The 25,014-nt window shown below is 58.4% G+C and carries 29 protein-coding genes; 22 read left to right on the forward strand and 7 right to left on the reverse strand.

All coding sequences use genetic code 11. The annotated features are described in order from the left end of the window. The first annotated feature begins 410 nt into the window (after positions 1-410). A complete protein-coding gene (locus KGB06_RS11285) occupies positions 411-752 on the forward strand; it encodes a hypothetical protein (RefSeq protein ID WP_223515467.1) in 342 nt (113 codons plus the stop codon). Positions 753-757: 5 nt separating this feature from the next. Here the strand turns inward: KGB06_RS11285 and KGB06_RS11290 are convergent, their stop codons facing one another. Beyond that, a complete protein-coding gene (locus KGB06_RS11290; protein WP_223515485.1) occupies positions 758-2,587 on the reverse strand; it encodes a hypothetical protein in 1,830 nt (609 codons plus the stop codon). Positions 2,588-2,758: 171 nt separating this feature from the next. Here KGB06_RS11290 and KGB06_RS11295 point away from each other — a divergent pair, with 171 nt between their 5' ends. The 3 genes from KGB06_RS11295 (at position 2,759) to KGB06_RS11305 (ending at position 4,510) form a co-directional block, all read left to right on the forward strand. Beyond that, positions 2,759-3,247: a TIGR00645 family protein gene (locus KGB06_RS11295; RefSeq protein WP_027924206.1), complete on the forward strand. Its 489-nt coding sequence runs from the start codon at positions 2,759-2,761 to the stop codon at positions 3,245-3,247. 212 nt (positions 3,248-3,459) lie between these two features. Beyond that, positions 3,460-3,771, forward strand: coding sequence for a DUF6482 family protein (locus KGB06_RS11300; protein ID WP_223515487.1), 312 nt, complete (start codon positions 3,460-3,462; stop codon positions 3,769-3,771). Between the two features lie 121 nt (positions 3,772-3,892). After that, positions 3,893-4,510 carry an FKBP-type peptidyl-prolyl cis-trans isomerase gene (locus KGB06_RS11305; RefSeq protein WP_223515490.1) on the forward strand — a complete coding sequence of 206 codons (618 nt, stop codon included), beginning with the start codon at positions 3,893-3,895 and terminating at the stop codon, positions 4,508-4,510. Between the two features lie 108 nt (positions 4,511-4,618). On the opposite strand, the gene KGB06_RS11310 is transcribed toward KGB06_RS11305, so the two are convergent. From KGB06_RS11310 to KGB06_RS11320, 3 genes are all read right to left on the reverse strand, one after another. Further along, positions 4,619-4,876, reverse strand: a complete 258-nt coding sequence (locus KGB06_RS11310; RefSeq protein WP_223515493.1) for a hypothetical protein — start codon at positions 4,874-4,876, stop codon at positions 4,619-4,621. 206 nt (positions 4,877-5,082) lie between these two features. Then, positions 5,083-5,424 carry a zinc ribbon domain-containing protein YjdM gene (locus KGB06_RS11315; RefSeq protein ID WP_046028563.1) on the reverse strand — a complete coding sequence of 114 codons (342 nt, stop codon included), beginning with the start codon at positions 5,422-5,424 and terminating at the stop codon, positions 5,083-5,085. A 207-nt stretch (positions 5,425-5,631) separates the two neighbouring features. Next, a complete protein-coding gene (locus KGB06_RS11320) occupies positions 5,632-6,600 on the reverse strand; it encodes a polyprenyl synthetase family protein (protein WP_223515496.1) in 969 nt (322 codons plus the stop codon). 240 nt (positions 6,601-6,840) lie between these two features. Between KGB06_RS11320 and rplU the strand changes: the two genes are divergently transcribed. The 5 genes from rplU to KGB06_RS11345 all read left to right on the forward strand — a co-directional run bounded on the left by rplU (position 6,841) and on the right by KGB06_RS11345 (position 10,601). Next, positions 6,841-7,155, forward strand: coding sequence for a 50S ribosomal protein L21 (gene rplU / locus KGB06_RS11325; RefSeq protein WP_003176051.1), 315 nt, complete (start codon positions 6,841-6,843; stop codon positions 7,153-7,155). 34 nt (positions 7,156-7,189) lie between these two features. Then, complete coding sequence (gene rpmA / locus KGB06_RS11330) at positions 7,190-7,465, forward strand: 50S ribosomal protein L27 (protein WP_007943982.1); 276 nt, start codon at positions 7,190-7,192, stop codon at positions 7,463-7,465. 193 nt (positions 7,466-7,658) lie between these two features. Next, the gene (gene cgtA, locus KGB06_RS11335; RefSeq protein WP_027924200.1) at positions 7,659-8,882 is read left to right on the forward strand and encodes an Obg family GTPase CgtA; all 1,224 of its coding nucleotides are present in this window, start codon (positions 7,659-7,661) and stop codon (positions 8,880-8,882) included. 123 nt (positions 8,883-9,005) lie between these two features. Beyond that, positions 9,006-10,124, forward strand: a complete 1,119-nt coding sequence (proB, locus tag KGB06_RS11340; protein ID WP_223515707.1) for a glutamate 5-kinase — start codon at positions 9,006-9,008, stop codon at positions 10,122-10,124. Between the two features lie 12 nt (positions 10,125-10,136). Continuing rightward, entirely contained in the window at positions 10,137-10,601 is a 465-nt protein-coding gene (locus KGB06_RS11345) for a CreA family protein (RefSeq protein WP_223515498.1), read from the forward strand. Positions 10,602-10,801: 200 nt separating this feature from the next. Here the strand turns inward: KGB06_RS11345 and rpsT are convergent, their stop codons facing one another. After that, entirely contained in the window at positions 10,802-11,080 is a 279-nt protein-coding gene (rpsT, locus tag KGB06_RS11350) for a 30S ribosomal protein S20 (RefSeq protein WP_007942340.1), read from the reverse strand. 252 nt (positions 11,081-11,332) lie between these two features. Between rpsT and murJ the strand changes: the two genes are divergently transcribed. From murJ to ispH, 6 genes are all read left to right on the forward strand, one after another. Beyond that, entirely contained in the window at positions 11,333-12,871 is a 1,539-nt protein-coding gene (gene murJ / locus KGB06_RS11355) for a murein biosynthesis integral membrane protein MurJ (protein ID WP_223515501.1), read from the forward strand. A 128-nt stretch (positions 12,872-12,999) separates the two neighbouring features. Continuing rightward, a complete protein-coding gene (gene ribF / locus KGB06_RS11360) occupies positions 13,000-13,950 on the forward strand; it encodes a bifunctional riboflavin kinase/FAD synthetase (protein ID WP_223515504.1) in 951 nt (316 codons plus the stop codon). After that, positions 13,951-16,782 (forward strand): isoleucine--tRNA ligase, encoded by a 2,832-nt coding sequence (ileS, locus tag KGB06_RS11365; protein ID WP_223515507.1) that lies wholly within the window; start codon positions 13,951-13,953, stop codon positions 16,780-16,782. It begins immediately after the preceding gene. Further along, positions 16,775-17,287, forward strand: coding sequence for a signal peptidase II (gene lspA, locus KGB06_RS11370; RefSeq protein ID WP_223515510.1), 513 nt, complete (start codon positions 16,775-16,777; stop codon positions 17,285-17,287). The genes ileS and lspA overlap by 8 nt, the downstream gene beginning before the upstream one ends. Positions 17,288-17,294: 7 nt before the next feature. Further along, the gene (fkpB, locus tag KGB06_RS11375; protein WP_177318165.1) at positions 17,295-17,732 is read left to right on the forward strand and encodes an FKBP-type peptidyl-prolyl cis-trans isomerase; all 438 of its coding nucleotides are present in this window, start codon (positions 17,295-17,297) and stop codon (positions 17,730-17,732) included. Positions 17,733-17,874: 142 nt separating this feature from the next. Further along, complete coding sequence (gene ispH / locus KGB06_RS11380) at positions 17,875-18,822, forward strand: 4-hydroxy-3-methylbut-2-enyl diphosphate reductase (RefSeq protein WP_214378885.1); 948 nt, start codon at positions 17,875-17,877, stop codon at positions 18,820-18,822. Here the strand turns inward: ispH and KGB06_RS11385 are convergent. Further along, positions 18,791-19,348 (reverse strand): GspH/FimT family pseudopilin, encoded by a 558-nt coding sequence (locus KGB06_RS11385; RefSeq protein WP_223515527.1) that lies wholly within the window; start codon positions 19,346-19,348, stop codon positions 18,791-18,793. The two genes, ispH and KGB06_RS11385, sit on opposite strands and share 32 nt — an antisense overlap. A gap of 129 nt (positions 19,349-19,477) precedes the next feature. On the opposite strand from KGB06_RS11385, the gene KGB06_RS11390 reads away from it, so the two are divergent. From KGB06_RS11390 to thiO, 7 genes are read left to right on the forward strand one after another with little or no spacing between them, the layout of a single operon-like run. Continuing rightward, a complete protein-coding gene (locus KGB06_RS11390) occupies positions 19,478-19,951 on the forward strand; it encodes a GspH/FimT family pseudopilin (RefSeq protein WP_223515530.1) in 474 nt (157 codons plus the stop codon). Continuing rightward, positions 19,948-20,397, forward strand: a complete 450-nt coding sequence (pilV, locus tag KGB06_RS11395; protein WP_223515533.1) for a type IV pilus modification protein PilV — start codon at positions 19,948-19,950, stop codon at positions 20,395-20,397. Before KGB06_RS11390 ends, pilV begins: the two co-directional genes overlap by 4 nt. Further along, the gene (locus tag KGB06_RS11400; protein WP_223515536.1) at positions 20,394-21,107 is read left to right on the forward strand and encodes a PilW family protein; all 714 of its coding nucleotides are present in this window, start codon (positions 20,394-20,396) and stop codon (positions 21,105-21,107) included. The genes pilV and KGB06_RS11400 overlap by 4 nt, the downstream gene beginning before the upstream one ends. An 8-nt stretch (positions 21,108-21,115) precedes the next feature. After that, positions 21,116-21,571 carry a PilX N-terminal domain-containing pilus assembly protein gene (locus KGB06_RS11405; RefSeq protein ID WP_223515552.1) on the forward strand — a complete coding sequence of 152 codons (456 nt, stop codon included), beginning with the start codon at positions 21,116-21,118 and terminating at the stop codon, positions 21,569-21,571. A 40-nt stretch (positions 21,572-21,611) separates the two neighbouring features. Further along, positions 21,612-21,974 carry a hypothetical protein gene (locus KGB06_RS11410; protein ID WP_223515555.1) on the forward strand — a complete coding sequence of 121 codons (363 nt, stop codon included), beginning with the start codon at positions 21,612-21,614 and terminating at the stop codon, positions 21,972-21,974. Between the two features lie 14 nt (positions 21,975-21,988). Further along, positions 21,989-22,390 carry a type IV pilin protein gene (locus KGB06_RS11415; protein WP_223515558.1) on the forward strand — a complete coding sequence of 134 codons (402 nt, stop codon included), beginning with the start codon at positions 21,989-21,991 and terminating at the stop codon, positions 22,388-22,390. Between the two features lie 55 nt (positions 22,391-22,445). Beyond that, complete coding sequence (thiO, locus tag KGB06_RS11420; protein ID WP_223515561.1) at positions 22,446-23,546, forward strand: glycine oxidase ThiO; 1,101 nt, start codon at positions 22,446-22,448, stop codon at positions 23,544-23,546. 126 nt (positions 23,547-23,672) lie between these two features. Here the strand turns inward: thiO and KGB06_RS11425 are convergent, their stop codons facing one another. Then, positions 23,673-25,013, reverse strand: coding sequence for a sigma-54-dependent transcriptional regulator (locus KGB06_RS11425; protein ID WP_223515564.1), 1,341 nt, complete (start codon positions 25,011-25,013; stop codon positions 23,673-23,675). Position 25,014 lies beyond the last annotated feature (1 nt).

A 25,014-nucleotide genomic window follows, 5' to 3' on the forward strand; every position in this document is an offset into this window, starting at 1 on the left:
CGTGAGCTCAACCAATGTTGGCCAGAAGCCAAAGATGGCTTCCTCGAATAGGCCTTATACATAGATGCAACCGGGTAGCAGTGTTTGAAAAGCAGGTAGACAGTGGGGGCGAGTCCATACATAGGAGCGAGCTTGCTCGCGAAGAGGGAGTGTCAGTTGACATCATTGTTGCCTGACACACCGCTATCGCGAGCAGGCTCACTCCCACATTTGTATCGGGTGCAGCATGAAAAAGTGCCATCACTCTGACGTCAAGCTTCACACAATGACCATTCGGCGCCTTCTGGTCTCGCCTGACGTACGGTGCGGACTTTTCTTCTATTCTCTGCTCAAGGATATCGACAGTAATCACTGGATCGAGACAGTTCCTATGTGGGGGCTGAATACCAGATCTACCGAGGGTCGCCGCCATGTCGCGCAACCTCTGCCTCACCCGTCAATGCCTGGGCCTTGTAACCCGTATCGAGTGTGCCATCCGCCCTCTGGCGGGAGATACGGGCATGTGGACCTTGCTCTTCGCCGCCGGGATGGCCGGCGAGCAGCCCTCGGCCATCAAGGCGCAAGGCCCGTTTCATGGTCCTATCGTGGCTGAATCAATCCTCGACACCATCGTTGAAAGCCTGACCCTGCACGGCTACGAACTGGCCGACGATCCACAAATCTGGTGCCTGCACCTGCAAGCCCAACTGCGGGAAATCAACGGTGGCCGTTGCCGCAATCTCGGTGGCTTCGAGTACCGGCCCGATCACTGAGCGGGTTATTGATCAAGTTCACTTGGATCAGCCTTGGACAGTTGGACCTCGAAACCATATTGCACGGTGGTGAGTTCGGTGCGCTGATAGCTTTCCAGGTGTGTCGGCTGACCATAAAAGTAATGCACCTCGAGTAACGCCGGGCCTTCGGCGCTTGCGTGATGCGTGACCGCAAGAATCTCTTTCAGATAGTTCCCGCTGTCGTCCTTGGCAAAAAATCGCCAGTCCTGCGCAGGGAACAGCTTTAAATCCACCACCAGCGCATTGCCTTTGAGCTCCAGGCCCTTGGGCAATTTCCGGGTGTCGAGCGTCTGCTTCTCGATCGTGGCCAGAAACAACGGCATGGAGCCCACGGCGTACGCTGGCGTTTGTGGAAACAGGTTCAGGTCGTAAGTGATCGTGCCGCGCAGAGGGTCAACCTGATACGCCTGCGATGGCAGTTCGATTGGCTCATCGCGTTTGCCGCTACTGTCCGCGGTAAAAAAACTGAGCGGGCTATCGCCGGGGCTGAAGGTGCTGCCGAGCAACTCGTCATTGAAGCTTCTGGGGTGATCGAATTCGATGCGCGCGGCGCTCGGGTCCTCCACGGACTGAATGACGTTGATGCTTTTTTTCAGCTGTTCCTCACTCAGTGTCGCGCCCTTGAGCCAGTTCGGCGTCTGATCGTCATACACCACCACCGGTAAGCTCAGCGGCGGGATGGTTTTTCCCGTGGTGTGCGGGTCGAAGCGGCGTATCGGCAGGTTGAGGTCCTTGCGGGTTATGGTGGCAGCCGAGAAGTCCAACAGGCTGACCTCAAGGGTCTCGATCGGCCCGTTGAAGTACACCTTGGAATAATGCTGTCCCTGCTGCTGCTCGAACGTGCGCTGTTCTTCATTGAGCTGTTGTTCGAACGCGTCGCTCCAGGCCTTCTGCTGCTGCATTTTCGCCAGTTGTTTTTGATAGAAAGCAATTTGCGTGGCGGTTTCGTTGATCGAGCCTGCGCGCGAGAGGAACTGCCCTGTGGTGTCTTTGGCCTGAACAATCAGTGGGATCAACCGGGTTTCAGCGACTTCGGGGGGCAGTGGGGCGTTGTTGCTGTATTCAATTTCGGCATAGTTCTTTTCTAGCTTCAACAGGGTGACGCTGAGGTTGTCGTTGGTGCGCGTCTGTCCGACATCCTTTTTGGTCAGGTCGAAGCTGTAGAGCCGGCGTGGCGCGATCACTTCGACTTTGCCTTGCACGCTCACCGGTTGCGGCTGGTTTTTTTTGTCCACATCCAGGCCGTTGATGAAGGGGTAGGTCACCGTCAGGTCATCGGGGCTGGTCAGGTTGGAACTCGATGGGCTGAACTGAATACCGGGATCGGTTTCCGACCATTCGGGCTGGAAGGGGATGACCCGTTTGTTGTTCAGTGTCACCGATTGCCATTCCAGACCATGGGGGAAAAGGAACGCCGCCGGAATACTGAAGTTGAAGGGGAATACCGGTTGCAGATCTGTCAGGTAATCGGAACTTGAATCCTTGTGCAGCACGAACAGGCCATTGATGTAGGTGTCGACCAGAGCCTGGGGCGTAGGGTAGTGCTTGAGCACGGCGAGGGCGTCTTCGCCGTATTCGGTTTCCACCGGTTTACTGTCGAGCTTGAGTTGCGCACGTTCGAGCAACAAGAGTGAGCCGCCGAGTTCAGAGACCGCGTCCTTGAGCTTCGGGTCCTGGATCTGATCCAGCGATTGCTCGAACTGTGCGGTTTTTTCCTCGAGGCTGACCTGACGCTTGTCCTCGCTTGGCGAGCAGCCGCTCATCAGCAGGATCAGGCAAATGCCGGTACTCGTTAAAGGCAATCGCACATCCATTTTCCAGTCTTCCTGTCCGACATCGCTGAGCAGTCAATAGTCTGGACACTAGCAGAAAAACTTTGTGGCACACGCGCAGGTAGCGGATTTTTCGACGGTTTCTGGCTGCTTCTGGGTGTAGACAGGTGGCTGGTATACTCGCGGCCATTTTCAACCCACGTGTGAGATTCAATGGAACGCTTTATCGAAAATGCAATGTACGCCTCCCGCTGGCTGCTGGCGCCGATCTACTTCGGGCTATCCCTTGGTCTGCTGGCGCTGGCGCTGAAGTTCTTCCAGGAGGTTTTCCACGTTATCCCTAACGTTTTCTCGATGGCAGAATCGGATCTGATTCTGGTGCTGCTGTCGCTGATCGACATGGCGCTGGTGGGCGGTTTGCTGGTGATGGTGATGATTTCCGGTTACGAGAACTTCGTCTCTGAACTGGACATCGATGACCACAAGGAAAAGCTCAACTGGCTGGGCACCATGGATTCATCTTCTCTGAAGATGAAAGTGGCCGCTTCCATTGTGGCGATTTCCTCTATCCACCTGCTGCGGATCTTCATGGACGCCAAGAACGTTGATCCTGAGCATTTGAAGTGGTACGTGATCATTCACATGACGTTCGTCGTGTCGGCGTTTGCCATGGGCTATCTGGACAAGCTGACCAAGCACTGATTCGTACACCCCCCCTGTAGGAGCCTGGCTTGCCAGCGATGGCATCACCGCGGTTTATCGTCAGACCAAGTTGATGCCATCGCTGGCAAGCCAGGCTCGTACAAGGGTATTTGGTCGAACCGGACAGGTGGTGTGATTACTGGCTTGTACTTTGATTCGCCGAGGCCTATCCCTGTAAGTAGTCTTGGCTCGCCACTGTATGAGGTGCATTCATGAACCTTGTTGAACTACGCGCTTATGCCATCGCAGGGAAGGTCGATGAGTTGAATCTGATCTCCATGGAAGGCGGGATCTACCTGCTGGAGGCGCGCATGCATGGTGTCGCGTATCCGCTGAGTGATGCTCACGACCATATGTTTCAACTGCGCTCGGTCGAGCATGCTCGTGAAGTGTTGCATGACTTTCCTTCCTTACCCTTCAACCTTGTTCACGCCTCGGTTCATGATGAAATGTGCGGGCAGGGTGCGAACGTGGGGGAAAGCCTGAAGGTGCCGATAGCCTTCCGTTCTGCCTGGCATCTCTGAAGGCTCTCATCAACGCAATGACATCTGTGCTAGTCTGCTGGCCCTTTTGGTTCCGGGCGCTCCGGGATGCGCTGTGCGAGCACGGCGAGTTCCTGAGCCGTCCGCACAGCGGAGCAATGTCATGTCCGAAGTAAATCTGTCCACCGACGAAACCCGCGTCAGCTACGGTATTGGCCGTCAGCTGGGCGACCAGCTGCGCGACAACCCGCCACCGGGCGTTAGCCTGGACGCGATCCTGGCTGGCCTGACTGACGCCTTCACCGGCAAAGAAAGCCGTGTTGGCCAGGAAGAAATGTCCGCGAGCTTCAAGGTGATCCGCGAAATCATGCAAGCCGAAGCTGCTGCCAAAGCTCAAGCCGCTGCTGGCGAAGGCCTGGCTTTCCTGGCTGAAAACGCCAAGCGTGACGGCATCACCACCCTGGCTTCCGGCCTGCAATTTGAAGTGCTGACTGCCGGCGAAGGCGCCAAGCCAACCCGTGAAGATCAAGTGCGCACTCACTACCACGGCACCCTGATCGACGGCACTGTGTTCGACAGCTCCTACGAGCGCGGCGAGCCGGCAGAATTCCCGGTTGGCGGCGTGATCGCTGGCTGGACCGAAGCCCTGCAACTGATGAACGCCGGCAGCAAATGGCGTCTGTACGTGCCGAGCGAACTGGCTTACGGCGCTCAAGGCGTTGGCAGCATTCCGCCGCACAGCGTACTGGTATTCGACGTCGAACTGCTCGACGTTCTGTAATACCCATGTGGGAGCGAGCCTGCTCGCGATGCGGTCAACTCGGTTTTCCTGTGAAACCGCGGTGATGCTATCGCGAGCAGGCTCGCTCCCACAGTTCTTTGTGCTGTCTCATATTTCGATCTTGTGGTGCAGTTCACTCGATGGGCGCAACGCCCGGGCGTAGCAGAACAGAAACAGATTACGCACCAGTTCCTTGAGCACCACCGGCTCGCTGGAACTCAAGTCGCTGACGTCCAGATCCCCCTGATCCTGCAGTTCGCTCAAGGCTTCTTCTTCAAACACCGCGCAGACTTCCCCGGTTTCCCGATGCAGGATCCTGAGGTAAGGGTGTGGGCGGTCCAGCCAGGCATCGATCAAATAAGTCATGTCTTATCTCCATTGAATGGGTTTCAATGAGAATAATTCTTATTCATCAAATAGCAAGGGCCTATTGGCGCTTTGTGCTTTTTTCCGGGTAAAGCTTGCGTCAGGTCAAAACGGCTGGCGTTTGGATATTGCGCGTGTAGGCGGGATAAAGCGGGAAGAGGGCGAAGCACCATCCCACGCAAGGCGTGGGATGGAATACAGCCAGTTCAGACTTTTCTGACGAACTCGGATTTGAGTTTCATCGGGCCGATGCCGTCGATCTTGCAGTCGATGTCGTGATCGCCATCGCACAAGCGGATGTTCTTGACCTTGGTGCCGACCTTGACCACCAGCGACGTGCCTTTGACCTTCAGGTCCTTGATCACGGTGATGGTATCGCCGTCCTGCAGGACATTGCCTACCGAATCCTTTTTCACGGTGTCATCGGACGCCACGTCGGCTTCGCCGCTGGCAGACCATTCGTGCGCACACTCGGGGCAGATCAGCTGTGCGCCGTCTTCATAGGTGTATTCGGAGTTGCATTTTGGGCAGGGTGGCAACGTGCTCACTAAAGCTCCTTGAATTCAGGATGGCTAAAAAGCGCACATTATATAGGGTTTTAGGCGGGAGAGGGGCGGGATGCTTGCCGGCGAACGCTGCGGTGCCGCTTTCCTGTAGGAGCCGGCTTGCCGGCGAACCAGGCGACGCGGTGTGTCTGAAACACCGCCTTCGCTGCGATGCGGCGACCCGACAAGCCAGCTCCTACAGAGGGCGTATCAATGGGTACGCGCGACCGCAAACTCACTCAGCTCAACCAATGCATCGCGATACTCACTGGCAGGCAGCGCGTCGAGGCATTTGATCGCACGAGCAACGTAATCACGGGCCAGTTGCGCGGTGTATTCCAGCGAGCCAGAGGCTTCTACCGCTTCGCGGATGCTTTCCAGGTCTTCGATACCGCCTTTCTGGATCGCCTTGCGCACCAGGGCTGCCTGTTCCGGCGTGCCTTCGCGCATGGTGTAGATCAGCGGCAGGGTCGGCTTGCCTTCGGCCAGATCGTCACCGACGTTCTTGCCCAGGGTTTCGGCATCGCCTTTGTAGTCCAGCAGGTCGTCGACCAGTTGGAAGGCCACGCCCAAATGATCGCCAAAAGTGCGCAGGGCTTCTGCCTGTTCCGCTGGGGCTTCGCAAAGAGCGGCGGCACTGTGGGTCGAAGCTTCGAAGAGCATCGCGGTCTTGCCGCGGATGACTTCCATGTAGGTTTCTTCAGTGGTGCTGGCGTCACGGACCTTTGACAGCTGCAACACTTCGCCTTCAGCGATGATGCGGGTCGCTTGCGAAAGGATCTTCATGACCGGCATGGAGCCCAGTTCGACCATCATTTCGAAGGAGCGCGAATAGAGGAAGTCGCCGACCAGCACGCTCGGTGCGTTGCCCCACATGGCGTTGGCGGTCGAGCGGCCACGGCGCATGCCGGACATGTCGACCACATCGTCGTGCAGCAGGGTGGCGGTGTGCAGGAACTCGATGGTCGCAGCCAGCAGGCGCAGGTCGTCGCCTTCGCGGCCCAGCGCCTTGCCACACAGCAACACCAATAAAGGGCGCAGGCGTTTACCGCCAGCCGAGGTAATGTAATCGCCGATTTTCGATACCAGCGGCACTCGGGAAGTCAGCTGCTTCTTGATGATGCCGTCGACGGCGCTAAAATCGTCCGCCACCGCGCGGTAGAAAGCTTGGGGTTGCATCAGCGACAGTTGCTCCAGAAGGGTTGCGCGGCATGCTAGGACCCACGTCGGCGAGTGTCAAGGCGCGATGGACGGCCTCTTGCATCGCCCCGGTAGCTTGCGTACAATCGCGCACCCTGAACTTCCTGGGCAGCACCTGCCTTACGCAATTGCAAACCGGCCTTCCAGCCATATGCAGCCATGCCAGCCAATACCTCTTCTTATAAAGAGCTGGGTGAGCAGGATTATCGGAGAAATACCATGTCGTACGCAGTAATTGTTACTGGTGGCAAGCAATACAAGGTCGCCCCAGGTGAATACCTGAAGATCGAAAAACTGGAAATCGCTACCGGCGAATCCGTTACTTTTGATCGCGTTCTGTTGGTCGCCAATGGCGATGACGTGAACATCGGCGCTCCAGTTGTTGCTGGCGCTACCGTTGTGGCTGAAGTGATCTCCCAAGGTCGTCACGATAAAGTCCGCATCATCAAGTTCCGTCGTCGTAAGCACCACATGAAGCGTATGGGCCACCGCCAGTGGTACACCGAGATCAAAATCACCGGTATTCAGGCTTAATTTCAGCCTAATTCCTCACTAGGAGAATTGACTCATGGCACACAAAAAAGCTGGTGGTAGTACCCGTAACGGTCGCGACTCAGAAGCCAAACGCCTTGGCGTGAAGATGTATGGCGGCCAGGTTATCATTCCGGGCAACATCATCGTGCGTCAGCGCGGCACCCAATTCCACGCCGGTTACGGTGTTGGCATGGGTAAAGATCACACTCTGTTCGCTAAAATCGACGGCGTGATCAAGTTTGAAGTAAAAGGCGCTTTCAACCGCCGTTACGTAAGCATTGTCCCGAAGACTGACGTCGTCGCGGCATAATTACGTGGTTGCTGGAAAAGCCCTGTCTTGCGACGGGGCTTTTTCGTTTGTGGGGTGAGTCTCTTGCAAAGCTGTTTGTGATGGGCTCCAGCGCAGGTTTTGCGGTCGTTGATTGAGGTCGCTGCGCTCATTTTTGCAAGAGTCTTATGTCTAGATTTTTTCGGCTCGTCCGTATGGCGAGAGGCGTTTTGTTATGAAGTTTGTTGATGAAGTATCGATTCGAGTAAAGGCCGGTGACGGCGGCAACGGTTGCATGAGCTTCCGTCGCGAAAAATTCATTGAAAACGGCGGCCCGAACGGCGGTGACGGTGGTGATGGCGGCTCGGTCTATATGATCGCAGACGAAAACCTCAACACCCTGGTCGACTACCGTTACACCCGTCACTTCGATGCCGAGCGCGGTTCCAACGGTGGCAGCACCGACTGCACCGGCAAGAAAGGTGAAGAGCTGGTGCTGCGCGTACCGGTCGGCACCACCGTCATCGATGCGGCCACTCAGGAAGTGATCGGCGACCTGACCAAGGCTGGTCAGAAGCTGCTGGTGGCTCACGGCGGCTGGCACGGTCTGGGTAACACCCGTTTCAAATCCAGTACCAACCGCGCTCCGCGTCAGACCACTCCGGGTAAGCCGGGTGAGGCGCGTGACCTCAAGCTGGAAATGAAAGTACTGGCTGACGTCGGTCTGCTGGGCTTGCCGAACGCCGGTAAAAGTACCTTTATCCGCTCGGTATCGGCCGCCAAGCCGAAAGTCGCCGACTACCCGTTCACCACCTTGGTGCCGAACCTGGGTGTGGTCAGCGTCGATCGCTGGAAGAGCTTCGTGGTCGCGGACATTCCGGGCTTGATCGAAGGTGCTTCCGATGGCGCCGGCCTGGGGATTCGTTTCCTCAAGCACTTGTCGCGTACCCGTCTGCTGCTGCACCTCGTGGACATGGCGCCGCTGGATGACACCAGCGCTCCGGATGCCGCTGAAGTAATCGTCAGCGAGTTGACCAAGTTCAGCCCGTCCCTGGCTGAGCGTGATCGTTGGTTGGTGCTGAACAAGTGCGACCAGATCCTTGAGGAAGAGCACGATGCTCGCGTCAAGGAAATCGTCGATCGCTTGGAATGGACCGGTCCGGTGTACGTGATCTCGGCCATCTCCAAGCTGGGTACCGAGCGTCTGTGCCACGACATCATGCGTTACATGGAAGATCGTGCTGATCGCCTGGCTGCCGACCCGGCCTACAAGGAAGAGTTGGCTGAGCTCGATCAGCGCATCGAAGACGAAGCGCGTGCTCAGCTGCAGGCCCTGGATGACCAGCGTGCCCTGCGCCGTAGCGGCGTGAAGTCGGTCCATGACATCGGCGACGATGATTGGGACGAAGAAGATGTGGATGACGAAGACGGTCCGGAAATCATTTACGTGCGTGACTGATTCGTTGCGATAAACTTAAGCGCCGCTCACTAGAGCGGCGTTTTAGTATCTGGAAATAGGTAGTCACGAATAACGTTACGGGCAGCGCTGGGTCGCGCTGTCCTCAAACTAAGGTTGAAGATGATGCGGAGCAAGGTGACAGGTGCGCAGCGTTGGGTCGTGAAGATCGGCAGCGCTTTGCTGACGGCGGACGGCAAAGGCCTGGATCGCGCAGCAATGGGTGTCTGGGTCGAACAGATGGTGGCTTTACATGAAGCTGGCGTCGAGCTGGTGTTGGTGTCTTCCGGGGCGGTAGCTGCGGGCATGAGCCGCTTGGGCTGGACCGTACGACCCAGTGCGATGCATGAGTTGCAGGCCGCCGCCGCCATCGGTCAGATGGGGTTGGTGCAGGCTTGGGAATCGAGCTTTGCCGAGCATGGCCGGCACACCGCGCAGATTCTCCTGACGCATGATGACTTGTCCGACCGCAAGCGTTACCTGAATGCTCGCAGCACCTTGCGTGCTCTGGTTGAGTTGAAAGTGATCCCGGTGATCAACGAAAACGACACCGTGGTGACGGACGAAATCCGTTTCGGCGACAACGACACGCTGGCGGCGCTGGTGGCCAACCTGGTCGAGGCTGACTTGCTGGTGATTCTCACGGATCGCGATGGCATGTTTGATGCTGATCCGCGCAACAACCCCGACGCCAACCTGATTTACGAGGCACGCGCCGATGATCCGGCACTGGATGCAGTGGCGGGCGGTACGGGTGGTGCGCTGGGGCGTGGCGGTATGCAGACCAAGTTGCGTGCTGCGCGTCTGGCGGCCCGTTCTGGGGCGCACACCATCATTGTCGGCGGACGTATTGAGCGCGTGCTGGATCGCCTGAAGGCGGGTGAGCGCATCGGCACCTTGCTCTCGCCTGAGCGTGGCATGCTGGCGGCGCGTAAGCAGTGGTTGGCCGGGCATTTGCAAACCCGTGGCACGCTGGTGTTGGATGGTGGTGCGGTGAAGGCGCTGGTTCAGGATAATAAAAGTTTGCTGCCGGTGGGTGTCAAACTGGTTCAGGGCAGCTTCCGTCGTGGCGAAATGGTGGTGTGCGTGGCGCCAGATGGTCGCGAGATCGCCCGAGGCCTGGCTAACTACAGTGCGCTGGAAGCGCAAAAAATTATCGGTCAGTCGTCTGAGGCGATTGTCGGTTTGTTGGGTTATATGGCTGAGCCGGAACTGGTTCACCGCGATAACCTGATTCTGGTCTGAGGGAATACCTGAATGCGTGTGGCAAAAGGAATATTGGGTCTGTTGCTGACATTGCCGCTGCTGACTTCGGCTGAGGAAATTGGCCAGGTATCAACGGTGTTCAAATTCGTCGGCCCCAACGACCGTATTGTCGTCGAGGCGTTTGATGATCCGAAGGTCGATGGCGTGACGTGCTACCTGTCGCGCGCCAAGACGGGTGGTGTGAAGGGTGGTCTGGGGCTGGCTGAAGACCGCGCCGAGGCGTCTATCGCTTGCCGTCAGGTCGGCCCTATCAGCTTCAAGGGTGAGCTGAAGGATGGCGATGAGGTGTTCAAGGAGCGCACATCGCTGGTGTTCAAGACCATGCAGGTGGTGCGGTTTCTCGACAAGAAACGCAATACGCTGGTGTACCTGGTCTACAGCGATCGTTTGATCGAAGGCAGCCCGCAGAATGCGGTGACGGCGATTCCGATTCTGCCGTGGGCGCACGCTCAGTAATCTGACGCAAATCGAAATGTGGGAGCGAGCCTGCTCGCGATAGCTGTTTAACATTCAACGCTCATGTTGATTGTTCTGCCGTTATCGTCGGAACGCCGCCCGGAGCCGGCTCACTCCCACATTTTTTTTTGCGGTGCTTTCACTAAATCGCAGGCAATAAAAAACCGACCCTGAGGTCGGTTTTTCAACAAGCTTATCGCTTAAGCGGCAACAGCAAGGTTCAGAGCCTTGACGTGACCGTTCAGGCGGCTCTTATGACGAGCAGCCTTGTTCTTGTGGATGATACCTTTATCGGCCATACGGTCGATAACTGGTACGGCCAGAACGTAAGCAGCTTGAGCTTTAGCAGCGTCTTTTGCGTCGATGGCTTTAACTACATTCTTGATGTAGGTACGAACCATGGAACGCAGGCTGGCGTTGTGGCTGCGACGCTTCTCAGCCTGTTTTGCACGTTTTTTGGCGGAAGGTGTGTTGGCCACCGTCGAGCTCCTCGAAAGACTTTTTAGGAAATAGCAAACAAAATAGGCCGCGAATCATGCCGATGAGTTGATGTCTTGTCAAGGGCGGTTGAGACGTTCCGCTAAGTGGTAGGTATAAAGAGGCGGGATATTTATTTCCGGCGCTTGACCTGTAAACTCGCGAGCTTTGGCTCTGTGCTGCTGCGGCGCGGAGTATCGCATAAGTAGGCGCTTTGTTCGCCTGCTGTTTATCGACAGGCACAAACTCTTTCAATGAATCTGCTCAAATCGTTGGCCGCCGTCAGCTCTATCACGATGATTTCCCGGGTTTTGGGGTTTGTTCGTGACACGCTTATCGCACGTACATTTGGTGCCGGGATGGCGACGGACGCCTTCTTTATCGCCTTCAAACTGCCTAACCTGCTGCGGCGGATCTTCGCCGAGGGGGCGTTTTCCCAGGCTTTCGTGCCGATTCTGGCCGAATACAAAAGCCAGAAGGGTGAAGAGGCGACGCGAACGTTTGTTGCGTACGTCTCGGGCCTGCTGACGCTGGTGCTGGCCCTGGTTACGGTATTGGGGATGATTGCTGCACCCTGGGTCATCTGGGCGACCGCGCCGGGATTTACCACTACACCGGAAAAATTCGAGCTGACCTCCAGCCTGTTGCGGGTGACCTTTCCCTACATCTTGTTGATCTCCCTGTCGTCCCTGGCCGGTGCGATCCTCAATACTTACAACCGTTTTTCGGTGCCGGCCTTTGTACCGACTCTGCTCAACGTCAGCATGATCATCTTTTCGCTGTTCCTGACTCCGTATTTCGATCCGCCGGTCATGGCGTTGGGCTGGGCGGTTCTGGTGGGTGGTCTGGCGCAATTGCTCTATCAGCTGCCGCACCTGAAAAAGATCGGCATGCTGGTGTTGCCACGCCTGAACCTGCGTGACAGTGGCGTCTGGCGGGTCATGAAACAGATGCTGCCGGCGATTCTCGGCGTGTCCGTGAGCCAGATTTCGCTGATCATCAACACTATTTTCGCGTCGTTCCTGGTGGCCGGTTCGGTGTCCTGGATGTACTACGCCGACCGTTTGATGGAATTGCCGTCCGGCGTATTGGGCGTGGCGTTGGGCACGATTCTGTTGCCGACACTGGCCAAAACCTACGCCAGCAATGATCGTCACGAGTATTCGCGCATCCTCGATTGGGGGCTGCGCCTGTGCTTCATGTTGGTGTTGCCGTGTGCGCTGGCGCTGGGGATTCTGGCTGAGCCGCTGACCGTCTCGCTGTTTCAGTACGGTCAATTCAGCGCCTTCGATGCGTCGATGACGCAACGGGCGTTAATCGCTTATTCAGTCGGTTTGCTGGGCATTATCGTGATCAAAGTGCTGGCGCCGGGTTTTTATGCGCAACAAAACATCCGCACGCCGGTGAAAATTGCAATTTTTACCCTGGTGGTGACCCAGTTATTCAACTTGATGTTGATCGGTCCACTGGCCCACGCCGGTCTGGCACTGGCCATCAGTGCCGGTGCCTGCCTCAACGCCGGGTTATTGTTCTATCAGTTGCGCAAGCAGCAGATGTACCAGCCGCAACCGGGTTGGGCGAAGTTCGGCGCCAAGCTCGTCATCGCCGTGTTGGTGATGTCTGCGGTGTTGCTGGTCGGGATGCACTTCATGCCGGCGTGGGATCAGGGGCATATGCTGGAGCGGTTCCTGCGCCTTGGTGCTTTGGTCGCGGCCGGTATCGTCTCTTATTTCGGGATGTTGCTGCTGATGGGCTTCCGTTTGCGCGACTTCAATCGCAAGGCACTGAGTTGAGGTTGCGGCCTCGATAAACACGGGCGAGCCGGTGGTTTTGTCGGTTCGATCACTTTGGTTACGGTGTTGCCTGTCGTCGGCCGCCGGGTGTGGTTATAATCGACCACTTTATGAGCAAGAAGCGCGTTATGCAGCTGGTTCGAGGCCTCCAAAATCTGCGCCCCCAGCATCGGGGCTGTGTCGCCACCATTGGCAACTTTGACGGTGTTCACCGTGGTCATCAGGCTATCCTGGCGCGGCTGCGTGAACGTGCGCTCGAGTTGGGCGTGCCCAGCTGCGTGGTGATTTTTGAGCCGCAGCCCCGAGAATTTTTCGCCCCGGACACGGCTCCTGCCCGTCTGGCCCGGTTGCGGGATAAACTGCAGCTGCTGGCCGACGAAGGTGTCGACCGTGTCCTGTGCCTGGCCTTCAACCAGCGGCTGAGCAAGCTCAGCGCCAGTGAATTCGTTGATACCATTCTGGTGGACGGCCTTGGCGTGCAGCACCTGGAAGTCGGTGATGACTTCCGATTTGGCTGTGACCGCGTAGGAGATTTCGATTTCCTGCAACAAGCCGGCATCGTTCAGGGCTTTACCGTCGAAGCGGCGCAAACCGTCGAGCTGGACGGCATTCGCGTCAGCAGCACCCAGGTCCGCAATGCCCTGGCCGCTGCTGATTTTGCCTTGGCCGAGCGACTGCTCGGGCGGCCCTTCCAGATTACCGGGCGGGTGCTGCACGGCCAGAAGCTGGCGCGCCAGTTGGGTACGCGCACGGCCAACATACAACTCAAGCGCCGTCGCGTGCCGCTGACCGGGGTTTACCTGGTCAACGTCGACATCGACGGCAAGACCTGGCCAGGCGTCGCCAATATCGGCGTGCGGCCAACGGTTCAAGGTGATGGCAAAGCCCACCTCGAAGTGCATCTTTTAGATTTTGCCGGCGATCTGTATGACCGGCGTTTGACGGTGGTCTTCCACCACAAGCTGCGTGAAGAGCAGCGTTTCGCCTCTCTGGAGGCGCTTAAGACGGCGATCAATGCGGATGTCGCCGCCGCCCGTGCCCTGTCGCACCTAGCGCCAATCGCTAATGAAGAGCCTTAAATGACCGACTATAAAGCCACGCTAAACCTTCCGGACACCGCCTTCCCAATGAAGGCCGGCCTGCCTCAGCGCGAACCGCAGATTCTGCAGCGCTGGGACAGCATTGGCCTGTACGGTAAGTTGCGCGAGATTGGCAAGGATCGTCCGAAGTTCGTCCTGCACGACGGTCCTCCGTACGCCAACGGCACGATTCACATCGGTCATGCGCTGAACAAGATTCTCAAGGACATGATCATTCGCTCGAAGACCCTGTCGGGTTTCGACGCGCCTTATGTGCCGGGTTGGGACTGCCACGGTCTGCCGATCGAGCACAAAGTCGAAGTGACCCACGGCAAGAACCTGGGCGCGGACAAGACCCGCGAACTGTGCCGTGCCTACGCCACCGAGCAGATCGAAGGTCAGAAATCCGAATTTATCCGTCTGGGCGTGTTGGGCGACTTTGCCAACCCGTACAAGACCATGGACTTCAAGAACGAGGCCGGTGAAATCCGCGCCTTGGCTGAAATCGTCAAAGGCGGTTTCGTGTTCAAAGGCCTCAAGCCTGTGAACTGGTGCTTCGACTGCGGTTCGGCCCTGGCTGAAGCGGAAGTCGAGTACGAGAACAAGAAGTCCTCGACCATCGACGTAGCGTTCCCGATTGCCGACGAAGCCAAACTGGCTGCCGCTTTCGGTCTGCCGTCTCTGGCCAAGCCTGCTTCGATCGTGATCTGGACCACCACCCCGTGGACCATCCCGGCCAACCAGGCGCTGAACGTTCACCCGGAATTCAACTACGCCCTGGTCGACGTCGGCGGCAAACTGCTGGTGCTGGCTGAAGAGCTGGTCGAGTCGTGCCTGGCCCGTTACAGCCTGGAAGGTTCGGTCATCGCGACCACCACCGGTAAAGAACTGGAACTGATCAATTTCCGTCACCCGTTCTACGATCGCCTGTCGCCGGTTTACCTGGCCGAGTACGTTGAACTGGGCGCCGGCACCGGCGTGGTTCACTCCGCACCGGCCTACGGCGTGGACGACTTCGTGACCTGCAAGAAGTACGGCATGGTCAACGACGACATCCTCAATCCGGTGCAAAGCAACGGTGTTTACGCGACCTCGCTGGAGTTTTTCGGCGGCCAGTTCATCTGGAAAGCCAACCCGGCCATCGTCGACAAGCTGACTGAAGTCGGCGCGCTGCTGCATACCACCATCATCGAACACAGCTACATGCACTGCTGGCGTCACAAGACCCCGTTGATCTACCGCGCCACCGCACAGTGGTTCATCGGCATGGACAAAGAGCCTGCGACCGGCGACACCCTGCGCAAGCGGGCGATCAAAGCCATCGAAGACACCCGGTTCGTTCCAGCCTGGGGCCAGGCGCGCCTGCACTCGATGATCGCCAACCGTCCGGACTGGTGCATCTCCCGTCAGCGCAACTGGGGCGTGCCAATCCCGTTCTTCCTGAACAAGGAAAGCGGCGAACTGCACCCACGCACCGCCGAACTGATGGAAGAAGTGGCCAAGCGCGTCGAAGTCGAAGGCATCGAAGCCTGGTTCAAGATGGACGCCGCCGAACTGCTGGGTGATGAAGCGCCGCAGTACGACAAGATCAGCGACACCCTGGACGTCTGGTTCGATTCGGGCACCACGCATTGGCACGTCCTGCGCGGTTCGCACCCGATGGGCCACGAAACCGGTCCACGCGCCGACCTGTACCTGGAAGGCTCGGACCAGCACCGTGGCTGGTTCCACTCGTCCTTGCTGACCGGTTGCGCCATCGACAACCACGCGCCGTACCGCGAACTGCTGACTCACGGCTTCACGGTTGATGAGTCCGGTCGCAAGATGTCCAAATCGCTGGGCAACGTGATTGCACCGCAAAAGGTCAACGACACCTTGGGCGCCGACATCATGCGTCTGTGGGTGGCTTCCACCGATTACTCGGGTGAAATGGCAGTTTCCGAGCAGATCCTGCAACGCAGTGCAGACGCCTACCGGCGTATCCGTAACACCGCGCGCTTCCTGCTCTCGAACCTGACCGGCTTCAATCCGGCCACCGACATCCTGCCGGCCGAAGACATGCTCGCGCTGGATCGTTGGGCCGTGGACCGCACGCTGCTGCTGCAACGTGAGCTGCAAGAGCACTACGGCGAGTACCGTTTCTGGAACGTCTACTCCAAGATCCACAACTTCTGCGTGCAGGAGTTGGGCGGTTTCTACCTCGACATCATCAAGGACCGTCAGTACACCACTGGCGCCAACAGCAAGGCCCGCCGTTCGGCGCAAACCGCGCTGTATCACATCTCCGAAGCGCTGGTGCGCTGGATCGCGCCGATCCTCGCGTTCACCGCTGACGAACTGTGGGAATACCTGCCGGGCGAGCGCAACGAATCGGTGATGCTCAACACCTGGTACGAAGGTTTGACCGAGCTGCCGGAAGGCGTCGAACTGGACCGCGCCTACTGGGAGCGGATCATGGCGGTCAAAGTAGCCGTCAACAAAGAAATGGAAATCCAGCGCGCGGCCAAGGCCGTCGGTGGCAACCTGCAAGCCGAAGTGACGCTGTTCGCCGAAGAAGCGCTGAGCGCCGACCTGGCCAAGCTGAGCAACGAACTGCGCTTCGTGCTGATCACTTCGACCGCGACCGTTGCACCGTTCGTACAGGCACCGGCCGATGCCGTGGTCACCGAAGTCAGCGGTTTGAAGCTGCAAGTGGTCAAGTCGAGCCACGCCAAGTGCGCCCGTTGCTGGCACTGCCGTGAAGACGTCGGCGTGAACCCGGAGCATCCGGAAATCTGCGGTCGTTGCGTCGACAACATCAGCGGCGCTGGCGAGGTCCGTCACTATGCCTAATGCCGTTGGCCGTTTCGGACGGCTGAGCTGGCTCTGGTTGAGTTTGCTGGTCCTGGTCATCGACCAGGCCAGCAAGTTCTACTTTGAAGGCAAGCTCGAGATGTACCAGCAAATCGTGGTGATCCCCGATTACTTCAGCTGGACCCTGGCCTACAACACCGGCGCGGCGTTCAGCTTCCTGGCTGACAGCTCCGGCTGGCAGCGCTGGTTGTTTGCCCTGATCGCTGTGTTGGTCAGTGCGGTGCTGGTGGTGTGGCTCAAGCGTCTTGGGCGCAACGAAACCTGGCTGGCTGTCGCCTTGGCGCTAGTGCTGGGCGGCGCGCTGGGCAATTTGTATGACCGCATCGCCTTGGGCCATGTGATCGATTTCATTCTGGTGCATTGGCAGAACCGCTGGTATTTCCCGGCGTTCAACTTTGCCGACAGCGCAATTACTGTCGGTGCGGTGATGCTGGCACTGGATATGTTCAAAAGTAAGAAGACCGGAGAAGCCGTTCATGACTGAACAGGTATTGGCTGAGCAACGCATCCGCCAGAACACGGAAGTCACCTTGCACTTTGCACTGCGCCTGGAGAACGGCGACACCGTCGACAGCACCTTCGACAAAGCCCCGGCGACCTTTCAGGTCGGCGACGGCAACCTGTTGCCAGGTTTCGAAGCGGCACTGTTCGGCTTCAAGGCGGGCGACAAGCGTACGCTGACCATTCAGCCGGAAAACGCTTTCGGTCAACCGAACCCGCAGAACGTACAGATCATCCCGCGTTCACAGTTCAAGGACATGGACCTGTCGCCGGGTCTGCTGGTGATCTTCAACGATGCGGCAAATACTGAGCTGCCAGGTGTTGTGAAAGAATTCGATGATGAGCAAGTGACCATCGACTTCAACCACCCGCTGGCCGGCAAGACATTGACCTTTGACGTCGAGATCATCAACGTCAAATCGTTGTAAAACGCTTTTCTGTAGGAGCCGGCTTGAAGGCGAAGAGGCCTTGAAGACTAGCGTTGAAGCTGATGGCCTCATCGCTGGCAAGCCAGCTCCTACAGTGAGTTGCAATGTTTCAATTTCCTGCGCGCAAGACACGAGGCACAGCATGCAAATCAAACTCGCCAACCCCCGTGGCTTCTGCGCCGGAGTGGACCGAGCGATCGAAATCGTCAACCGCGCCCTCGAAGTGTTCGGGCCGCCGATCTATGTGCGCCACGAAGTGGTCCACAACAAGTTCGTCGTCGAAGACCTGCGTGCTCGCGGGGCGATCTTCGTTGAGGAACTGGATCAGGTGCCAGACGACGTCATCGTGATCTTCAGTGCCCACGGCGTTTCCCAGGCGGTGCGTACCGAAGCCGCCGGCCGTGGCCTCAAGGTGTTCGACGCGACCTGCCCGCTGGTGACCAAGGTGCACATCGAAGTCGCACGTTACAGCCGCGATGGTCGTGAATGCATCCTCATCGGCCATGCCGGTCACCCGGAAGTCGAAGGCACCATGGGCCAGTACGATGGCAGCAATGGTGGCGCGATTTACCTGGTCGAAGACGAGAAAGACGTCGCCGCATTGCAGGTACACAATCCGGAAAAACTCGCCTTCGTGACCCAGACCACCCTGTCCATGGACGACACCAGTCGTGTGATCGACGCGCTACGTACGCGCTTCCCGGCGATTGGTGGCCCGCGCAAGGACGACATCTGCTACGCCACGCAAAACCGTCAGGACGCCGTTAAGCAACTGGCCGACGAATGCGACGTGGTGCTGGTGGTCGGCAGCCCGAACAGCTCCAACTCCAATCGCTTGCGTGAGCTGGCCGAACGCATGGCCACCCCGGCGTACCTGATCGACGGCGCCGAAGACCTGCAAAAGAGCTGGTTTGATGGTGTCGAGCGTATCGGCATTACCGCCGGCGCTTCTGCTCCGGAAGTGTTGGTGCGTGGGGTAATTCAGCAATTGCAGGCCTGGGGTGCAACCGGTGCCGATGAACTGGCCGGTCGCGAGGAGAACATCACGTTCTCCATGCCTAAAGAGCTGCGCGTGCGCTCGTTGCTCTGAAGCGTTTCCCACCCGGACATAGCGCCTGCTCGGCTTTTTTGCTGCGCAGGCTGACGCGACCCGTAGCGGCCAGCACCACCTGGAGCTGGCTGACCGGCTCGCGGGCCGCGCAAAAGTGCACTGTCCCCGCTTGAAACGCCCGTCCGGGCATCTGGGGTTCGCCTATCCCGCTGAATCGTATGTAACGCCTGACCGGCCCATTGCCGACAATCGCCCCCCGAGCGCCACTGGCGCGCTCAACCAGCAGCGGATTGCTGCTGTCCTTCGGCCCTTTGCCACTGATGTCCAGAATGATCCGCCAACCCTGACCCCAATCCCCGTTGATGCCATGAATTACAACGGCCTGGTTGCGCGTGATGGCCAAGGTTCGGGCGTTGCGTATCCCACTGACCAGCGCGTGCGCCGCCTGCTCTCGATGGTTCGATTCAGTGAGTGCTGCGAACGCCGGACTGACCAACAGCAGAACAATTGCGGCAATCGCCAGTCCCATAAGCAGTTCGATCAGGCTGAAACCTTGCTGATGCATGGCATTTCCTTCCCTGGAGTGTTGTGACCCGCGCGGTCCCTGCGGGGGGGATGGCAAACAACCTGCCTGCGCCGGTCGAGTTTTCTAGCGTGTAGTGGCAGGTATAGCCGACGGCAACTGAGGGCACCGATGGATCATCGTACAAAAGGTTTCACGCTGATCGAGCTGCTGATTGCGCTCGCGGTGTTTCTGATCTTGATCACCCTGGCGGTGCCGGCGTTTACCCGTTCGGTGCAAACCACCAGGGCCGATACAGAAATCGGCGACTTGCAGCGCGGACTCAACTTCGCCCGACTGGAGGCCATCAACCGTGGCATCACCACTCGAGTCCGCCCGACAGCCGGTGACAGCGTTTGGACCGGTGAATTGACGGTCTATGACGGTACTGGCACACCGGCCAATGTATTGCGGGTTGTTCCAGCGACGAGCAGCGGCGCCACCCTGACGCTAACCTCAGGAGTGACCGCGCTGGACTTCAACAACCTGGGCGGTTTGTCGGCACCGTCGACTGCCGTGGTTATCAACTATGTACGGGGGACGCAAAGCAGGACGCTGAATGTGTGTTTGAACGGACGAATTCTATTGGGTGGAAGTTGCGGATGAGGGGATGGAGCAAGCGTGCACAGGAGGGCATGACGCTGATCGAAGTCTTGGTTGCGTTGTTGATACTGACGGTGGGGCTATTGGGGGCGGCGGCGATTCAGCTCAATGCGCTGAAGTACACCGACAGTTCACGGATGACCAGCCAGGCCAGTTTTATCGCCTATGACATGATGGACCGCATCCGCGCCAATTCCGGCGCTGATTACACCGTCACGCCGCCGACCTCGGGCAACCAGAGTGTCGCCCGCGATCAGGATCTCTACGATTTCACCACCAACATCGTCAATTTCGGCGGCGCGACGGCCACCGGCAGTGTGGCGTTGAACCAGCGGGTCTACACCATCACCATCACCTGGGATGACTCGCGCGCCGCCAATACCGCCAATTCGCGCCGCAGTTTCGTCTTGACCAGTCGCGCCACGGTCGACCCGGTGTCCACGCCATGAGCCGCTCCAGCCGAGGGTTCGGTTTGATCGAGTTGCTGATTGCGCTGGCGTTGAGTCTGATCGTAGTACTGGGCGTCGTGCAGATTTTCATCGCGGCTAAAAATACCTACGTCAGCCAGAACGCCTCCGCCGCCATGCAGGAAGACGCGCGATTTGTATTGAGCAAGATGATCCAGGAAATCCGCATGGTCGGCATGTTCGGCTGTCTGGGGGCCATTACTGACTCAAGTGATGCGGGTGATTTCAACGCCAGTCAGATAACGCCCATCAGTTGGGACAACGCCAACCGCAAGCTGACCCTGGTGACGGCGGATGTCGGCGGCGCGGGCGGAGTGCCAGCCTGGACGGTCATTTCTGACTGCCGAAACTCGGCGACGGCGTACACCGGCTTGCGCAAACCCGCGACGGGGTTTCTGGCGTTTCCGATACGGCGCTTGATCTACAGCTTCAAAAATAACCAGGTACTGATGGGGGCCGGCGTCGGCACGCCCACCCAGTACGTGCTGGTGAACCACGTGGAGGCTTTCAACGTAAGCTTCGGCCTCGCCAGTTCGGCCACCGGTGTGGCCGCCTCCAGTTACAGCAGCAACCCGTCAGACCCGGCACGGATTCGCAGCGTACGGCTGAGTCTGACCCTCGCGGACCCGAACAACCGGGTACACAACCAAACCTTCAGCGTGGTTGCCGCCTTGCGCAACCGCTTGCCATGAGAGCCGTCATGACATCTCACGCTCAACGCGGGATGGCGCTGCTGGTCAGCCTGGTGTTTCTGCTGTTGCTGACGTTGATCGGCCTGTCTTCGATGCAGAACGCCACCCTGCAGGAAAAAATGGCCGGCAGCGTGAGCTTGCGCAACCAGTCGTTCCAGGGCGCAGAAGCCGCGTTGCGCGTGGGTGAAAGCGCAGTGCAACTCGACACTTATTCATTGCCGGTTTGCAGCCAGTGCGCACCGCCGGCCGAGGCCACGACCCTCACTACCGCCGGCCGCAACGCCAGTTCTGGCGTGACGTGGATCGCTTCCGGCAGCGGCTTTTACGGGGTACAGAACATTGGCACCACGCTCACCGCCGTCAATGTGCCGAGCAATACCTCGGCGACGCTTTACCGGGTGACCGCCGTCGGCATCGCGGGCAACTCGCGCAGTGTCGTGGAGAGTATTTATGCGAAGTACTAAGCGCCACATTACATGGCGACTGAGGTGGTATGGCGTTGGGTTGCTGCTGTGCCTGTCGATGCCGGCCTATTGTTTTACGTCGCCGGACCCGCCCACCCCGAGTAAACGTCGATGTCTGGCCGCTGGCAATTGGTACGGTTTCTATCGCGACAGACAGGGGTTGACGGCAATCTGCCTGAAGCTGCCCGAAGCGTTCAGCGTTAAGATGCTCGACGGCAATGGCGATGGCGTGGTCGATAATCCCGACGCAATTTCCAGCGGGGTGATCTATATCGGCGATAATCCGGCCTCCGATGGCATTGCCAATGACATCCCCGGAAATGATTCCGGAGACGTGATCACCCCAGTGGTGGAAAAAACCGGCGGCGGCAGCCGTCGCATCATGTGGCGACAAATACAGTAAGTGAGAGTTGAGGCATGCGTAGATCCAACCGAGGTTTTACCCTGATCGAAATCATGATCGTGATTGCGATCATTGGGATCGTCATCACCATTGCCGCCCCGAGCTTCACCGAATACCTGAATAAGGGCCGGCGCAGCGAAATTGCCGGAGTGTTATCGGAGCAGGCGCAGATTCTTGAACGGTACTACTCCCAGAAGAATGTCTACACCGAAGCAACTGGCCTGAGCGCCGGCAATGACTATTACACCATTACCCCGACCCTCACTGACCAGACCTTCCTGCTGACAGCGGTGCGCAAGTCCGGTACGAGTATGGCCACCGACAAGTGCGGGGATTTCACCCTCTCCAATACCGGTGTCAGAAGCATGGTCAATGCAACAGACGGGTTGACCGCCAAGGATTGCTGGGGTGGCTGAGTTTCGTTTTGGGCGTCATTTGCGCCCTCTGTCTATTTAACGGTTGGATCTGAACATGACCAGGCAACAGCAAGTGGTGATTGTCGGCGGCGGCGTGATTGGGCTGCTGACGGCGTTCAATCTCGCGTCCGAAGTGCACAGCGTTGTGCTGCTGGATCGTTCGAACGTCGGGCAGGAGTCGTCATGGGCCGGTGGCGGGATTGTTTCGCCGTTGTACCCGTGGCGCTACAACCCGGCAGTCACCGCGTTGGCGCATTGGTCCCAGGATTTTTATCCACAGCTCGGTGAGCGATTGTTCGCTGCGACCGGGGTTGACCCTGAGGTTCACACTACCGGTCTGTACTGGTTGGATCTGGATGACGAGGCTGAGGCGCTGGCTTGGGCCAAGCGCGAGAATCGTCCGCTGCGTGCTGTGGATATCTCTGCGGTACACGATGCAGTGCCGGTGTTGGGCGCAGGTTTTTCGCGGGCGGTGTACATGGCCGATGTGGCCAATGTGCGCAATCCACGGCTGGTGAAGTCGCTGAAGGCTGCGTTGCTGGCGCTGCCGAATGTGACGATCCACGAGCAGTGCGAAGTCAGCGGGTTCATTCGTGAGGGTGATCAAATCGTCGGTGTGCAGACTGCGACGGGTGCCATTGCTGGTGATCAAGTGGTGCTGACCGCCGGCGCCTGGAGTGGGGATTTACTGAAAAGCCTGGGTCTGGAACTACCGGTCGAACCGGTAAAAGGGCAAATGATTCTGTACCAGTGCGCGGCGGATTTTTTGCCGAGCATGGTACTGGCCAAGGGACGTTATGCGATTCCCCGGCGCGACGGGCACATTCTGATTGGCAGTACGCTGGAACATGAAGGCTACGACAAGACGCCGACCGATTCGGCGCTGGAAAGCCTGAAGGCGTCGGCGGAGGAGTTGATTCCGGCATTGGCGGATGCCGAAGTGGTCGGGCATTGGGCCGGATTGCGGCCGGGGTCGCCTGAAGGCATTCCTTACATCGGTCAGGTGCCAGGGTTTGAAGGCCTTTGGCTCAATTGCGGGCATTACCGCAATGGGCTGGTGCTGGCGCCGGCGTCGTGTCAGTTGTTTGCCGACGTGATGCTGGGCCGCGAGCCGATTATTGATCCTGCGCCGTATGCGCCGACGGGGCGGATCTGACTGCTAGATGTGTGTCGTTTATCAGATCGCTTCGCGAGCAGGCTCGCTCCCACAGTTAATCTGTGAACGACGCAAACTCCCTGTGGGAGCGAGCCGGCGCCGGGCGGCGTTCCGACGAAGGGGCCCTCAATCCAACCCTAACTTCTTGAGCCTGTAACGCATCGATCTGAACGAAAGACTCAGCCGCTGAGCCGCCGCCGTGCGGTTCCAGCGGGTTTCCTCCAGCGCCTGGAGGATGACTTTGCGCTCGACGTTTTCCAGATAATCTTCCAGATTGTCGATCTGCGTCAGGTCCGGCACGCCGGTCTCTGCGGTGCAATTCCCTTCGGCCAGTCGCAGGTCGCAGGCTTCAATCTGCTTGTTTTCACACAAGGTATGAGCCCGTTCAAGCACGTTCTCCAGCTCTCGAACATTGCCCGGAAAACGGTAATTTTTCAGTGCGTCCAGGGCCTGTGGGAGGAGCGTTGCGGCGGGTTGGCCGCTGCCGGCTGCCAAGCGCTTGAGCACATGGCTGGCCAGTGGTTCGATGTCGTCACGGCGTTCGCGCAATGAGGGAACCCGCAGTTCGATCACGTTGAGGCGGTAGTACAGATCCTGGCGAAATCGTTCAGCAGAGACTTCGGCATCGAGGTCTTTGTGGGTGGCGCAAAGGATGCGCACATCGACCACCGTTTCCTGTTGTTCGCCCACCCGGCGAACCGTTTTTTCCTGAATCGCACGCAGCAGTTTGACCTGCATGGCCAAAGGCAAATCCGCGACTTCATCGAGGAATAGCGTGCCGCCATGGGCGGCCTGGAACAGTCCGGGTTTGTCTTCGATGGCGCCACTGAAACTGCCTTTGCGATGCCCGAAGAATTCGCTTTCCATCAACTCTGACGGAATCGCCCCACAGTTGACCGGGACGAAGGGTTGATGGGCTCGCGGTCCTTGCTCATGGATCAGTCTGGCGACCAATTCTTTGCCACTGCCGGACTCGCCGCTGATGTAGACCGGCGCCTGGCTGCGCGCGAGTTTGTCGATGTGTTTGCGCAGGCTGCGCATGGGCAGGGAGTCGCCCAGTAGCCGGCGATCAATGGCCGTGCTGGCCTCGCCCGGTGCAGGCAAGCGCAGGGCGCTGGTGATCAGTTCTCTCAGCCGAGTGAGGTCGACCGGTTTGGTCAGGAAGTCGAAGGCGCCGGCCTTGAGTGCGTTGATCGCTGTTTCGAGACTGCCGTAGGCGGTGATCATCGCCACCGGCACTTGCGCGTAACGCTGCTGGATGTGCTGCACCAGCTCAAGGCCGGTGCCGTCGGGCAGGCGCATGTCGGTCAGGCACAGATCGAAGGATTCCCGGGCCAACAAGGCTTGGGCATCGCCCAGGTTGCGGACACTGAAGGTATCGAGTTTCATCCGTCCCAGGGTGATTTCGAGGAGTTCGCGGATATCCGGTTCGTCGTCGACGATCAGGACTTTGGGCCGTGGGCTCATG

The organism is Pseudomonas sp. GL-B-19 (assembly GCF_019956415.1).
GTDB lineage: Bacteria > Pseudomonadota > Gammaproteobacteria > Pseudomonadales > Pseudomonadaceae > Aquipseudomonas.